The following is a 14,170-nucleotide window of genomic DNA, read 5'->3' as shown; positions in this document are numbered from 1 at the left end:
GTCAGGTCATCTGAAGCAAAGATAGCATCGGGCTTGGTCTGGGTCAGGATCTGCTTGATTTCCATTTCCTTTCTGACTGGTGAAAAATCACTGGAGACATTGATGATGGGAGCGTCTGGCAGGACAGAAGCAAAGCCGGCATGGCGGAGACCGGTCGGGGAGTTGGAGTTGTCATTGCCGGTAATCATGATAATCTGACCTGCGCCGGACTTGACCAGCGTCTCGGCTGCCAGAACCCCGCCGGCGTAATTATCTGAGGAAACGACAGGAATATCCGGTGACAGGTTGCGGTCGAAGGAAATGATGGGCGCCGTCACCCGATTGTAGTCTTCAATCCCCAGATTGTGGCTGCCCGAGATGATGCCGTCCACCTGATTGGCTTCCAGCATTTCAAGATACTCGCGCTCCTTGGCAGAATTGTGCTCGCTGTTGCAGATAATGGTTTTATAGCCTTGTTTAAAGAGTTCGTGCTCCAGCTTGTCAATCAGTTCCGCATAAAAAATATGGCTGATATTAGGAAAGATGAGCCCGATCAGCTGGGCGGATTTGCCCTGCAGGCTGCGGGCCAGATTGTTGGGCTTGTATCCCAGCTCCCGCATGGCTTCCTCCACTCGGGAAATGGTTTTGCCTGATAAATAGCCTTTTTTATTGATGACGCGGGAGACAGTAGTGGGGCTGACCCCGGCTAATTTGGCGACATCAGTGAGCTTTGCGACCATAATCTAATTCATAGTAAGTGCCGGTCGGACTGCCCTGGGCGATGAAAATCCCCTTTTGGTCCTCCTGCGGGAAGACCCGGCCGGAAAATACTTTTTCTCCTTTATTGATGAAAATTTCAAAGACAGATTTGTCAATAAAAATATTGGCTTTAGCAGCTTTCCTGTCAATGCTGCAGGAGCGGCTGCTGCCGAAATCCAGAGCGAACGGCTCCCCTGCTTCCTTGCGGTCAACGGTTACCTGACCTGCTTGGGTATCGAAGCGGATGCGCAGGCCCTTGCCGTCTGCATCGGCAAACAGGACGATTTCGCTCTGCGTGTCTGCTGCAAGGTCCAGCTCCAGCTCATAGCTGTTTTCGGTATGGGTCTGATTGGCCAAGACCTGTGCAGGGCCTCGCAGGTCCTGCATGGCGGCTACGGGATACTGATAGAGTCTGCCTTCCTGCAGGGTCAGCTCCTTGACCAGAGAGAAAACTCCCTGATGGTCAAAGCGGTCAGATGGGTAGGCCACGTCTGGCAATCCCAGCCAGCTGACCGCCAGAGCTCGGCCGTCCGGCGCGTTGAAAGCCTGCGTCGCATAGCACTCGAAGCCGTAGTCCAGATTTTGAAGCGGACTTGGGTCAACGATTTTTGCCTGATTTATGTCAATCGATTGACCTATTTTATACATGTTTGGGTGAATGTTGTCGTAGTCCAGCACTTCCTTGGACAGCCCCTGAGGGCAGTAGAGCAGGACTGGCTGGTCATGGATGAAGACCAGATTAGGGCACTCCATCATATAAGCGGTCTTGTCGTTAGCGAAGTCCAGATTGCCGACGGCTTCCCAGTTGGTATAGTCATTGTCCACAGCCTTGTAGAGCTTGATATAGCCTTGTCTGTCTAGGTTTTGGCCGCCAACGATGGCGTAGAACTGCCCCTTGTAATTAAAAATCTGCGGATCGCGGAAATGATCGGTCGCTTCCTCAGGCTGCTCGATCAAGATGCGGTCAATTTTTTCGAGATTGCCTGCTTTATCCAGCAGGGCGCCGATCTGGTAGGGATGACGGCCCCAGTTTTCATCACGGACATTGCCAGTATAGAAGAGGAAGAGCTGGTCATCAAACTGCATGGCAGAGCCAGAGTAAGCGCCGTGGCTGTCCAGCGCCGTATCTGGCAGCACCCGCAGGCCGGTCTCTGTGAAGTGGACCAGGTCATCGCTTTCCAGCTGTACCCAGCACTTGAGACCGTGGGCAGCTCCGAAAGGGAAGTTCTGATAGAACAGGACCCACTTGCCGTCAAAATAGGAGAAGCCGTTGGGGTCGTTGAGCAGACCTGTCTGGGGCTCTACATGGTAGCTGGCCCGCCAAGGGGATTTGGCGATGTTTTCCTTGATGCGCTGCACCTCTTCTGCCGTCCAGTCTTCATAGCGTCTATAGCGTTGTTCAGTTGTCCAAGCCAATCGTTTGCCCTCCGAATCATATTATTTCTTATTACTATAGTAAACGTTTTCTCCTGAAAAATCAACTTTTAGCATGAAAAAAATAAAATTTCTGCAAAACGCTTGACATATTTTGAAAACGTGTTAAAATAATATTCGTAAAAGTGATAAATCGCTTTCAAAAGTTTTATATTATTTCATATATAAGGAGATTTTTGCAAATGAATAATACTGAAATTGCAAAAAAGGTCATTGATGCCTTGGGCGGACGTGAAAATGTCAACAGTGTGGCTCACTGTGCGACCCGTCTGCGCGTGATGGTCAAAGATGAAGAAAAAATCAACAAAGATGCTGTTGAAAACTTAGATAAAGTTCAGGGGGCTTTCTTCAACTCAGGCCAATACCAAATCATCTTTGGGACCGGTACGGTCAATAAAATTTACGACGAAGTAGTGGCGCTTGGACTGCCGACTTCTTCAAAAGACGACATGAAAGCAGAAGCGGCGAAGCAAGGGAATTGGTTCCAACGGGCCATCCGTACCTTTGGGGATGTCTTTGTACCGATTCTTCCAGCTATTGTTGCGACAGGACTTTTCATGGGAGTTCGTGGAGCAATTGCTCAGGATCAGGTTTTAGCTTTGTTTGGCACTACTGCGGATGCTTTCAAAGCAACTGACTTCTATACCTATACAGTAGTCTTAACTGATACCGCCTTCGCTTTCTTCCCAGCTTTGATTTGCTGGTCAGCTTTTAGAGTTTTTGGCGGAAACCCAATCATTGGTTTGGTTCTTGGCTTAATGATGGTAAACTCAGCACTTCCAAATGCTTGGGATGTGGCTGGTCAGGCTACTAAATTTGCTGTTGATCCTTCTAAGGATATTTTAGACAAAATTGCTAATATGGATGTTCTAGGAAGTCTGAAATTTACTGGCGAAGTTACAGCAACAAAAGCCCATCCAATATACTTCTTTGGTTTTATTCCAGTAGTTGGCTATCAAAACTCTGTACTTCCAGCTTTCTTTGTAGGATTGTTTGGTGCGAAATTTGAAAAATGGCTGCACAAGAAAATTCCAGATGTTTTGGATCTTCTTCTTGTTCCATTCCTTACTTTCCTTGTAATGTCTATTTTGGGACTATTTGTGATTGGCCCAGTCTTCCACGTTGTCGAGTCATTTGTTTTGAATGGTACAGAGTTCCTTCTTAGCCTTCCGTTTGGTCTTGCCGGTCTGATTATCGGTGCAGTTCATCAACTGATTGTCGTAACTGGTGTTCATCACATCTTCAACTTACTGGAATCTCAGTTGGTATCTCAAACTGGGAAAGATCCATTTAATGCCATTATCACTGCTGCTATGACAGCTCAGGCTGGTGCGACTTTGGCTGTAGCTGTGAAGACAAAATCTAAAAAACTCAAGGCTCTTGCATTCCCAGCAGCACTTTCTGCAGGATTGGGTATTACTGAGCCAGCTATCTTCGGGGTTAACTTGCGTTATGTTAAACCGTTTGTAATTGGACTCGGTGCCGGTGCTGTTGGTGGTTGGTTGGCTTCTATTATGGGGCTTGCAGGTACAAGTTTCGGTATCACAATTATTCCAGGTACTCTCCTATACCTGAATGGTCAATTGTTGCAATATATCTTTATGGTTGTTTTGACAACTGGTTTGAGTTTTGTTCTGACCTATATGTTCGGCTACAAAGACGAAGAAACTGCAGCAGAAGCTGCTGAAACTGAAAAACTGGTTGAAGAAGCTGAAACCGGCAAGGTTCCAGCAGCCCTTCAGGATGAAACCATCCTTTCTCCAATCGTTGGTCAGGCGGTAGCGCTCAGTGATGTCAATGATCCGGTCTTCTCCAGCGGAGCAATGGGACAGGGGATTGCCATCAAGCCTAGCGAAGGTGTGGTTTATGCACCGGCTGATGCAGAAGTGACCATCGCTTTTGAAACCGGTCATGCCTACGGTCTGAAAACATCTAATGGCGCCGAAATCCTGATTCATGTCGGAATTGACACGGTCTCCCTCAATGGTGACGGATTTGACCAAAAGGTTGCTCAGGGCGATAAGGTCAAAGCCGGCGATGTACTGGGAACTTTTGATGCTGCGAAAATCGCTGCTGCCAATTTGGATGACACAACGATGGTTATCGTCACCAACACTGCTGACTACGCTTCGGTTACTCCGACAGCAGAAGGGGCGGTTGCTAAGGGCGATGCAGCTATCGAGCTGAAGGCTTAATGAAATGAAAAACGGACAAATCAGTTTTTGTTCGTTTTTTTATCATCAGGCAGTTCTGCTGAAAAAAGTCATAAAAAGAATGATTTTTGACAGGAAGTCTGTTCGAGATATGCTATAATGGATAGAGTATAAATCAAATTGTAAAAGAGGTTCTGTAATAATGACGAAATTATACGGAAGTTTAGAAGCCGGCGGCACCAAATTTGTCTGTGCTGTTGGCAATGAACATTTTGAAGTGGTGGAAAAAACACAGTTTCCGACGACCACTCCTATTGAAACGCTGGACAAAACGATTGAATTTTTCTCCCGTTTTGACGGTCTGTCTGGCTTGGCCATCGGTTCTTTCGGTCCTATTGACATTGACAAGAACTCGCCCACCTATGGCTACATTACAACAACCCCTAAGCCCCACTGGGCGAATGTAGATATTGTGGGAGCTCTGCGCCGGGCCCTCAATGTGCCGATTTACTTTACAACGGATGTGAACAGCTCAGCATACGGTGAAGTGGTCGCCCGCAATAATGCCGGCGGGCGCATCGAAAACCTAGTCTACTATACGATTGGTACGGGTATCGGTGCCGGAGCGATTCAGCGAGGGGAATTTGCCGGCGGCACCGGCCATCCGGAGATGGGCCATTACTATGTGGCCAAGCATCCCATGGATGTTGAAAAAGAGTTCAACGGCGTCTGTCCGTTTCATAATGGCTGCTTGGAAGGACTGGCAGCTGGTCCCAGCTTAGAGGCCCGGACTGGCATCCGCGGCGAAAACATCAAGCTCAACAGCTCGGTCTGGGATATTCAGGCCTACTATATCGCTCAGGCGGCTATCCAGGCTACGGTGACTTTCCGGCCGGATGTCATCGTCTTTGGCGGCGGTGTCATGGCCCAGCAGCATATGCTGGACCGAGTCCGTGAGAAATTCACGGTACTTCTGAATGGCTATCTGCCGGTTCCGGATGTCCGGGATTATATCGTGACACCGGCTGTAGCCGGCAATGGCTCCGCAACGCTGGGCAACTTTGTACTGGCTAAAGAAGTTAGTGAGCGCCACGCAAAATAAGCTTATAGGGTCTGATTTATCAGACCCTTCTCTATGAGGAAAAACAATGGAAAAAGCGATTGTCAAAGATATTTTCTTCCTGCAGCAGCCATCTATGCGGGCTAGTAGAGAAGACCTTTATCTGGCTCAAGACTTGCAAGATACTCTGCAGGCCAATCGAGAAAATTGTATAGGGCTCGCAGCCAATATGATTGGCGAGCGTAAGCGGGTCATTATCTTTCTATATGGTTTGGTGCCAGTACTCATGTTTAATCCGGTGCTGCGCTCTAAATCAGGGCCTTATCAGACAGAAGAGGGCTGCCTGTCCTTGACTGGAAGTCGTCCCACCCAACGTTATCAGGAAATCACAGTTGATTATCTGGACAAAAATTGGCAGCAGCAGACCATGACCTTGAAAGGCCTGCCTGCCCAAATCTGCCAGCATGAATTGGATCATTTGGAAGGGATTATCATTTAGAAAAATTTGACAAAATTGCAAAAAATGTCTAAAATTAGAGATAATTAGCAGAATAATATTGAAGGAGGCAAGATGTAAATGAAAACAAAACTTTAGCACTGATAAGCGGTCTGGTTGGTTTGATTGGAGGGACTATTTTGCTGCTCTCGAATATCTTTTTGTTCCTTTTTCAGCCCTACTAGGTGATTCTGGCCTGAATTTACTGGGAGCGGTGATTAAATTGGCAGCTCTGGGCTTGGGAATTACTTCCTTGGCTTATTACAAAGGTCAAATGCGTTTCAGTGTCGCAGCGGGCGTCCTCCTTATCGTCGGAAGCAGCAACATCGCGCCCATTCCATTTATAGGCTGGATTGCAGGCATTCTCCTTATCATTGGAGGGGCTCTATTCCTCGCTTCTTCTTCAAAATTTTAATGCGGGACCAATCAATTTTTAGGCTGTTTGTCAGTTTGAAAGGAAGGGTGAAGAAATTTTCTTCGCTTTTTTTCTTGTTGAAAAAATAGTTCTCATGGAAACTTTTTTCTTGACTTTCTTTTTTCTTGTGTTAAAATAGTTCTCACGAAAACTATTTTTACAAAGGATACAGGTATGGATAAGCCTTTACTGGAATTGAAGCGTTTTGGACGAAAGATTCATCTCATAGCGGAAAAGCTTGCCAAGGAGCAAGGGATTGAGTCCATGGCTGGGCCTCAGGGGCAGGTCTTGCATATTGTCGCCTGTCGTATGGAAGAGGGGAAGGATACCCTTATCAAGGATATTGAGCAGGAGTTGGATATTTCCAAATCGGTGGCCTCTAACTTAATGAAAAGGATGGAGAAGAATGGCTTTATCAAGCTGGAAATGGGCAAGACAGACAAGCGGGCTAAATATATCCGTCTCACTCCGCAGTCGCAGGAAAGAATGAAGAAAATCCGTGACTTTTTTGATGAAATGAACCTTTCTATTTTGAATGGTGTTTCTGAGCAGGAACTGCTGATTTTTTCTCAAGTCATGGCCAAGTTTTATCAGAATATCGAAAGTTTAGAAAATGGAGGGAAAGATGTTTAAGTTATTTAAACGGCTGACGGTAAGGGAAGTGAGCATGATTGTTCTCAGTGTGCTCTTCACCTTCCTAACGGTATATCTGGAATTAGAAGTTCCGACCTATATTTCGACGATTACAGAACTGCTGCAGACGTCGGGAACAACTTTGGCAGATTTGTGGGAGCCAGGTCTGAAAATGATCGGTCTGTCTTTTGCTAGCTTACTGTCAGCTATCTCGGTTGGCTTTTTTGCCGCTCGTTTAGCTGCCAGCTTTACCCAGAGTTTGCGAAGCGATATTTTCAACCGTGTGCTAGACTATTCGCAGACAGAGATTAAGAAATTTTCAATCCCTAGTCTGTTGACTAGGACGACGAATGACATTACTCAGGTACAGACCTTAATCACTATGGGGCTGCAGGTGGTGACCAGGGGACCGATTATGGCGATTTGGGCCATGACCAAGATTATTGGCAAGTCCGAGAACTGGCTGACAGCAGTGCTTATTGCTGTTATAGTGAATATCCTGCTGACAGTAGTTTTGGTGACATTAGCCTTTCCCAAGCAGTCAGTTGCGCAGCGTTTGGTCGATAAGCTAAACAGCGTCACTAGAGAGAGTCTGACTGGGATTCGCGTGGTCCGGGCTTACAATGCTGAGGACTATCAGGATAATAAGTTTGCAGCGGCCAATGATGAAGTGACCCGTCTCAACCTCTTTGTCAATCGGCTCATGGCCATGATGAATCCAGTTATGATGGGGATTTCTAGCGGTTTGACACTGGCGATTTACTGGATTGGTGCTTATTTGATCCAGGAGGCTGGACTGCAGGAGCGCTTACCACTCTTCAGTGATATGGTCGTCTTTATGTCCTATGCTATGCAGGTTGTGATAGGCTTCTTACTCATGGGTGCCCTCTTTATCGTCCTGCCTCGGACCATTGTATCCGCTGGCCGGATTAATGAAGTACTGGACCTGCATTCTTCTATCACCAGTCCAGAGCATCCTAAGGCAGCAGCAGATAGCAAGGGAGAAGTGGTCTTTCGAGATGTGTCCTTCCGCTATGCTAAGAATTCTGAAGCGGTCATTGAGCATGTTAGCTTTACAGCGCAGGCTGGTGATACCGTGGCCTTTATCGGTTCAACTGGTTCAGGGAAATCCACACTTGTCAATCTCATCCCTCGTTTCTACGATGTGACTGAAGGAGAGATTCTGGTAGATGGCGTCAATGTTCAGGATTACCAGCTGGAAGATCTGCATAATAAGGTCGGCTACATCCCGCAAAAGGCTGTGCTTTTCTCTGGCGATATCGAGAGCAATCTGGACTTCGGTCAAAGCAAAGAAAGCCCGCTGGATGAGCAGAAAATGTGGGAGGCTCTTGATCTGGCACAAGCCAAGCCCTTTGTCCAAGAGAAGGAAAAGGGGCTGAAAGCTGAAGTGGCTCAAAGCGGAACCAACTTCTCTGGTGGCCAGCGTCAGCGTTTGGCCATTGCCAGAGCCTTGGCTCGTAAGCCAGAAATCCTCATCTTTGACGACTCCTTCTCAGCCTTAGACTATAAGACAGACCGCATTTTGCGCAAGGAACTGGCTGAGCGGACGCAGGATATGACCAAGCTAATCGTGGCACAGCGGATTTCTACTATCATGGATGCGGATCAAATCTTGGTCTTGGATGCTGGTAAGGTAGTCGGTCAAGGTACTCACCGAGAACTTTTGGCCAGCAACGAAGTCTATCAAGAAATTGCTTACTCACAACTATCCAAGGAGGAATTAGAAAATGGAAAATAAGAAGCCTTCATTATTTAGCCAGATACGGCCTTATCTCAAAGGCTTCCAGCTTCCTCTTGCTTTGGCATTCGTGGGAGCTGTCTTGTCAAACATTATTACGGTCTATGGGCCAAATAAATTAAAAGAAATTACCAATCTCATTTCTGATGGTCTGGCTACCAGCATTGATTTGAAAGCTGTGTCTCAGATTGCCCTTCTGCTGACCGTGCTCTATGCAGTCGGAGCCCTACTCAACTATGGTCAGTCCTTTATCATCAGTACGGTTATCCAGTATTTCTCCAAGCGGCTGCGGACAGCCATTGCAGAGAAGATTAATAAGCTGCCGTTGGGCTATTTCGATGGTCATTCTCAGGGGGATACTCTGTCGCGCGTGACCAATGACGTGGATACGGTCGGCCAATCCCTCAACCAGAGTCTGGGGAATGTTATCTCTGCCAGCCTGCTCTTGGTTGCTGTGGTTTTGACCATGTTCTTCATGAACTGGATCTTGGCCATGGTAACTATCTTGGCTACTGTATTAGGTTTTGTCTTTGTTGGTCTCATTATGGGCAAGTCCCAGGGTTATTTCACCGCCCAGCAAAACGATCTGGCAGCTGTCAACGGTTACGTGGAGGAGATGTACTCCGGCCATAATGTCGTTACCAGCTATAATGCCATTGAGCAGTCTAAGGAGCGCTTTGCAGTTCTCAATCACAATCTCTATAATAGTATTTGGAAATCTCAATTTATCTCTGGCATGATGATGCCGCTCATGTTCTTTACGGGGAATTTTGCCTATGTGCTGGTTATTTTGGTTGGTGCTGCTCTGGCAATTAATGGCTCTATTAGCATCGGAATTATTGTCGCCTTTATGGTTTATGTGCGGACCTTCTCTCAGCCTTTGTCACAGATTGCCCAAGGTATCACTGTCTTGCAGCAGGCTGGTGCAGCACTGGTTCGTGTCCTTGAATTTCTGGCTGAGCCTGAGATGGAAGATGACCAGCATAAAGAGCAGCAGCTTGCTGCTGTCAAGGGAGATGTTGCCTTTGAAGATGTCTTCTTCGGTTACAAGCCAGACCAGACGATTATTCATGATTTCTCAGCCCAGGCCAAAGCCGGACAGAAGATTGCCATTGTCGGCCCAACGGGTGCTGGTAAGACGACCATCGTTAATCTCCTTATGAAGTTCTATGAAATTGACAAAGGGCGTATCAGCATTGACGGTATAGATATTAAGGATATGAAACGCTCCGAGGTTCACGATGCCTTTTCAATGGTCTTGCAGGATACCTGGCTGTTTGAGGGAACTATCCGAGAAAACTTGATTTACAATCAGGAGCATGTCACGGATGAAGCAGTCGTTGCCGCAGCGAAGGCGGTCGGTGTTCATCACTTTATCATGACTCTGCCGCAGGGCTATGATACAGTGCTGGATGACACGGTCAACTTATCGGTTGGTCAGAAGCAGCTGTTGACGATCGCTCGTGCTCTGCTGAAAGATGCGCCGCTCTTGATTCTGGATGAGGCGACTTCGTCCGTCGATACGCGGACAGAAGAGCTGATCCAGAAGGCGATGGACAAGCTCATGGAAGGCCGGACTTCCTTTGTCATTGCCCACCGCCTGTCCACTATCCGCAATGCCGACCTGATTTTGGTCATGCGGGACGGCAATATCATCGAGCAGGGCAATCATGATGAACTGATGGCTCAGCGCGGCTTCTATGCTGACCTCTACAACAGTCAGTTTGTGGAGGAAGATGCGGGCTAATGCTCAAATAAAACATCAGGAATGTTTCTTTTCCTGATGTTTTTTTAATTTAACAGAATTGTAAGAAATGCTCAGTTTTCAGTGAGCACGTCCTAAATACCTAACTTTTTTCGCTGGTGCTCCAGGAAAAACTTGACAGCTTTTGTTGTTTATATTAAAATAAATTTAATATAAGAACTGAAAGCGAACACAACGGAGTGTTTGTTCTATATCTATGTGAGCAACGGTGCTGCAAAAAATAAAGAAGTTTTATTTTTTGCAGCACTTTTTTTATCAGCGAATCTGGAGTAAAGCGATGAAGCAATTGATGCTGGCCGGTGTTTCCAGCGGTGTCGGAAAGACCACAGTTACCCTAGGTATTTTGAAAGCTCTGGCAGACAGAGGTTATCAGGTTCAGCCTTATAAGGTCGGACCGGATTATATTGATACAGCTTATCATAGCCGGATTACCAAGCGGCCGTCACGGAATGTGGACAGTTTTATGATAGCAGACGATCAGAGTCTGGCTTGGTCCTACTATAAATGGCATGGAGATGCGGATGTGGCAGTGGTTGAGGGCGTCATGGGGCTCTTTGATGGTCTGGGAACGGACAAGGACTGCGCATCTTCGGCTTCTGTTGCCAAGAAGCTGGGGATTCCGGTTGTACTCATTATCGATGGCAAGGCAACCTCTACCTCGGCAGCGGCTATGGTGCACGGTTTTGCGACTTTTGATCCGGCTCTGGACATTGCCGGTGTCATCATCAATCGGGCGGCTTCACAGACCCACTATGAACTGATCAAGGGGGCCATTGAGCGCTATACGGATGTAGAAGTGCTGGGCTATCTGCCCAAGAATGCGGCAGCAGAGCTGCCTTCGCGGCATCTGGGCTTGATTCCAGATGTAGAAATGGACGATCTGGACCATCGCTTTGAGGAGCTGGGAGCCGCTGCTGCGGAGCATATTGACCTAGACAGGCTGCTGGAAAAGGCAGAACTGCCGGATAAGCAGATGGCCAATCCCTTTCATATCCGCAACGATGAGCCGCTGACTCTGGCCTATGCTTTGGATGATGCCTTCCACTTTTACTACGAAGACAATCTGGACTTTCTAAGAGAGCTCAAGGTTCAGCTGCTGCCCTTCAGTCCCTTGCGAGACAGGGAATTGCCAGCTGCGGATGCTTATTATTTTGGAGGCGGCTTTCCGGAAGTTTATGCACAGAAACTGATGGATAATGCCGGCTTTCGGGCTTCGGTCCGGAGGGCTCATGAGCAGGGACGGCCCATCTACGCAGAATGCGGCGGTCTCATGTATCTGGGAGAACGGCTGGAGACAGAGGGCAAGGTCTATGAAATGGTCGGTATTTTCAAAGGCAAGAGCCTGATGACTCCCGGCCTGAAAAGCTTTGGCTACTGTCAGGCGGAGACGCAGGCAGTTAGTCTGTTTGGTCCCAAAGGGACAGCGGTCAGAGGGCATGAATTTCACCATTCGGTCTTTGAGACGGAGGAAGAGACAGTCCTCAAGCTGGAGAAAATCAGGGACGGTCAGGTCGTAGCTGCCTGGACAGGCGGCTATCAGAAAGGGCGGACTTTTGCCAGCTACCTGCATGTTCATTTCTATCAGGACGAGCAGCTGCTGGCCAGCTGGCTGGACTACATCAAAGAGGCGAAGTGATATGGTACTCATTGCAATTTTTCTGGCTGTCTTACTGGACTGGCTGCTTGGCGACCCCTACAGCTGGCCTCATCCAGTCAAGTGGATGGGTTCCTATATTTATTTATGTATGCGCTTGCAGAACAAACGGCCGCTCCCGCCTTATCTGTTTGGACTTTTTCTCTGGCTGACGACAGTCGGTCTGTCTCTGGGGCTGACCTATGGGCTGCTCTGGCTGGCTGGCCTGGTCCATCCTGCCCTCTACTGGGCTGTCTGGATCTACCTGGCTTATGCCAGTCTGGCAGCGAAAAGTCTGGCCTTTGAGGCTCGTAAGGTCTATCAGACGCTCAAGTTTGGCAGCTTGGAAGAGGCCAGAAAGCAAGTGGGCATGATTGTCGGTCGGGAGACGGCTCAGCTGACAGCAGAGGAAATCAGCAAGGCGACGATTGAGACGGTCGCTGAAAATACCAGCGACGGGGTCATTGGTCCTCTGCTCTGCCTTTTTCTGGGCGGGCCGGTTTTCGCCATGACCTACAAGGCCATCAATACACTGGATTCGATGGTGGGCTATCAGACGGCCAAATACCGGAAGATTGGCTTAGTATCTGCCAGAATGGATGATCTGGCCAACCTGATTCCAGCCCGGCTGACCTGGCTTTTCTTGATTCTCAGCAGTCAGATTTTGCTGCTGGATGTCAAAGGGGCCCTGCGGATTGGCTGGCGAGACCGCTACCAGCATGCCAGTCCCAACAGTGCTTTTTCAGAAGCCGTTGTGGCAGGCGCTTTGGGCATTCAGCTGGGCGGGCCGCATGTCTATCACGGAGAGCTGGTGGACAAGCCGACCATTGGACAGGCGGCGAGACAGGTAGAGGCTGAGGATATTCAGACGGCCGTCTCCCTGCTCTATACCGCCACCATGACGGGGCTGATTCTCTTTTCTGTTTTTTACCTACTAAAGCAAGTATATTTCTAGGAGCAAGCTATGGCATATATACAAAATCCTTCCTCCATCGAGGAAAAGAGCTTTCAAATTATTCAGTCTATGATTGCTGAAAAAGACCCTGATTATGTCTTTCGCTCGGAAATGGAAGAATCCATCATCAAGCGGGCCATCCATACGACGGGGGATTTTGACTATCTCTACACCATGCGCTTTGAGCACGGCGTTCTGGAAAAGATAGAGGAGGTTCTCAGAGCCAAGGGCACCATCCTGCTGGACTCGACCATCTCTCTCAATGGGATTAATAAGCGAGTTCTTGACCAGCTAGGTGTAAGCTACCGCTGTTTGATCAGTGATGAGGAAGTGGTGCAGCTGGCCAAGGAGAAGCAGATTACCAGAGCCATGGCGGCTGTTGAGGTGGCGGCTGGGATTGAAGGTCCCAAGATTTTTGCCTTTGGCGGTGCTCCGACGGCTTTATCTTATCTGATTGAGCTGGCGGAGCAAGGACTGGTAGAAGCGGATGCGGTGATTGGTGTCCCAGTTGGCTTTATCCATGTCGAAGAATCCAAGGAAGAGCTGCTCCAGTCGGGTCTTCCGGCCATTGTCAATCTAGGCAGAAAGGGCGGCAGCACCATTGTGGTAGGCATCCTCAATGCCGTCATCTATCAGCTGAGAGCAGTCGTGACGGACGATTATGTCCGCTACTCTACACCGTCCAGTCAAAAGGAAGGAGAAGGCTAGATGGCTTATCTAAAAGCAGGACATCAGATAGAAGAAGCGAGTTTTAGCAAGATTCAGGAAATCATTGATCAAGAGCATCCGGATATTCGGTTTTCAGATCCTTTCGAGGAAGCGGTGCTCAAGCGGGTCGTCTTTGCCAGTGCGGACTTTGACTACCTCTACAATATCAAGTTTTCCAATCAGGCCATGGACAGGATCTTCTATGTCCTCCGACATCGGGGCACGATTTTTACCGATACGACCATGGTGCTGGGCGGTTTTAATAAGAAACTGCTGGATGACTTGGGTGTGGCCTATCGCTGTCTGGTCAATGAGCCGGAAGTTTTTCGGGAGGCCAAGGAAAAGGGGATTACCCGCTCTATGGCTGCGGTGGAATATGCGGCTAAGGTGGCCGGTCCTAAGCTCTTTGTCTTTGGCAATG

Annotated in this window: 12 protein-coding genes and 1 pseudogene; 11 read left to right on the top strand and 2 right to left on the bottom strand. The window is 48.3% G+C overall.

The features are described from left to right. Both STRDD11_RS00815 and STRDD11_RS00810 read right to left on the bottom strand, forming a co-directional pair. A partial coding sequence (locus tag STRDD11_RS00815) for a LacI family DNA-binding transcriptional regulator (protein ID WP_164828353.1) occupies positions 1-719 on the bottom strand: 719 nt, incomplete at its 3' end. Next, a complete protein-coding gene (locus STRDD11_RS00810; RefSeq protein ID WP_128834428.1) occupies positions 700-2,154 on the bottom strand; it encodes a sucrose-6-phosphate hydrolase in 1,455 nt (484 codons plus the stop codon). The genes STRDD11_RS00810 and STRDD11_RS00815, both read right to left, overlap by 20 nt. Before the next feature lie 200 nt (positions 2,155-2,354). Here STRDD11_RS00810 and STRDD11_RS00805 point away from each other — a divergent pair, with 200 nt between their 5' ends. The 11 genes and pseudogenes from STRDD11_RS00805 to STRDD11_RS00755 all read left to right on the top strand — a co-directional run. Further along, positions 2,355-4,367: a sucrose-specific PTS transporter subunit IIBC gene (locus STRDD11_RS00805; RefSeq protein ID WP_128834425.1), complete on the top strand. Its 2,013-nt coding sequence runs from the start codon at positions 2,355-2,357 to the stop codon at positions 4,365-4,367. A 160-nt stretch (positions 4,368-4,527) separates the two neighbouring features. Continuing rightward, entirely contained in the window at positions 4,528-5,427 is a 900-nt protein-coding gene (gene scrK, locus STRDD11_RS00800; protein ID WP_128834422.1) for a fructokinase ScrK, read from the top strand. Between the two features lie 46 nt (positions 5,428-5,473). After that, positions 5,474-5,884, top strand: a complete 411-nt coding sequence (locus STRDD11_RS00795; protein WP_128834420.1) for a peptide deformylase — start codon at positions 5,474-5,476, stop codon at positions 5,882-5,884. Positions 5,885-5,982: 98 nt separating this feature from the next. Next, a pseudogene (locus tag STRDD11_RS14010) lies at positions 5,983-6,296 on the top strand (hypothetical protein). A gap of 174 nt (positions 6,297-6,470) precedes the next feature. Further along, positions 6,471-6,929 carry a MarR family winged helix-turn-helix transcriptional regulator gene (locus tag STRDD11_RS00785; RefSeq protein WP_002913878.1) on the top strand — a complete coding sequence of 153 codons (459 nt, stop codon included), beginning with the start codon at positions 6,471-6,473 and terminating at the stop codon, positions 6,927-6,929. Next, positions 6,922-8,688: an ABC transporter ATP-binding protein gene (locus tag STRDD11_RS00780; protein ID WP_128834417.1), complete on the top strand. Its 1,767-nt coding sequence runs from the start codon at positions 6,922-6,924 to the stop codon at positions 8,686-8,688. The genes STRDD11_RS00785 and STRDD11_RS00780 overlap by 8 nt, the downstream gene beginning before the upstream one ends. Next, positions 8,678-10,435: an ABC transporter ATP-binding protein gene (locus STRDD11_RS00775; RefSeq protein ID WP_128834415.1), complete on the top strand. Its 1,758-nt coding sequence runs from the start codon at positions 8,678-8,680 to the stop codon at positions 10,433-10,435. Before STRDD11_RS00780 ends, STRDD11_RS00775 begins: the two co-directional genes overlap by 11 nt. A 295-nt stretch (positions 10,436-10,730) precedes the next feature. Next, positions 10,731-12,089, top strand: coding sequence for a cobyrinic acid a,c-diamide synthase CobB (locus STRDD11_RS00770; RefSeq protein ID WP_128834412.1), 1,359 nt, complete (start codon positions 10,731-10,733; stop codon positions 12,087-12,089). A gap of 1 nt (position 12,090) precedes the next feature. Continuing rightward, on the top strand, positions 12,091-13,041 hold the full coding sequence (gene cbiB / locus STRDD11_RS00765; protein WP_128834410.1) for an adenosylcobinamide-phosphate synthase CbiB: 951 nt from the start codon (positions 12,091-12,093) through the stop codon (positions 13,039-13,041). A gap of 9 nt (positions 13,042-13,050) precedes the next feature. Next, on the top strand, positions 13,051-13,749 hold the full coding sequence (locus tag STRDD11_RS00760) for a cobalt-precorrin-8 methylmutase (protein WP_128834408.1): 699 nt from the start codon (positions 13,051-13,053) through the stop codon (positions 13,747-13,749). Beyond that, on the top strand, positions 13,750-14,170 hold a 421-nt coding region (locus STRDD11_RS00755), incomplete at its 3' end, for a precorrin-8X methylmutase (RefSeq protein WP_206512665.1). It abuts the gene before it with no gap.

It is taken from the genome of Streptococcus sp. DD11 (assembly GCF_001578865.1).
GTDB lineage: Bacteria > Bacillota > Bacilli > Lactobacillales > Streptococcaceae > Streptococcus > Streptococcus panodentis.
This window is presented reverse-complemented; position numbering and strand designations above follow the sequence as displayed.

Coding starts and splice junctions, on each gene's coding strand:
- STRDD11_RS00775 (WP_128834415.1), top strand. CDS start 8,678: ATGGAAAATAAGAAGCCTTCATTATTTAGCCAGATACGGCCTTATCTC.
- STRDD11_RS00760 (WP_128834408.1), top strand. CDS start 13,051: ATGGCATATATACAAAATCCTTCCTCCATCGAGGAAAAGAGCTTTCAA.
- STRDD11_RS00770 (WP_128834412.1), top strand. CDS start 10,731: ATGAAGCAATTGATGCTGGCCGGTGTTTCCAGCGGTGTCGGAAAGACC.
- cbiB (WP_128834410.1), top strand. CDS start 12,091: ATGGTACTCATTGCAATTTTTCTGGCTGTCTTACTGGACTGGCTGCTT.
- STRDD11_RS00805 (WP_128834425.1), top strand. CDS start 2,355: ATGAATAATACTGAAATTGCAAAAAAGGTCATTGATGCCTTGGGCGGA.
- STRDD11_RS00795 (WP_128834420.1), top strand. CDS start 5,474: ATGGAAAAAGCGATTGTCAAAGATATTTTCTTCCTGCAGCAGCCATCT.
- scrK (WP_128834422.1), top strand. CDS start 4,528: ATGACGAAATTATACGGAAGTTTAGAAGCCGGCGGCACCAAATTTGTC.
- STRDD11_RS00780 (WP_128834417.1), top strand. CDS start 6,922: ATGTTTAAGTTATTTAAACGGCTGACGGTAAGGGAAGTGAGCATGATT.
- STRDD11_RS00785 (WP_002913878.1), top strand. CDS start 6,471: ATGGATAAGCCTTTACTGGAATTGAAGCGTTTTGGACGAAAGATTCAT.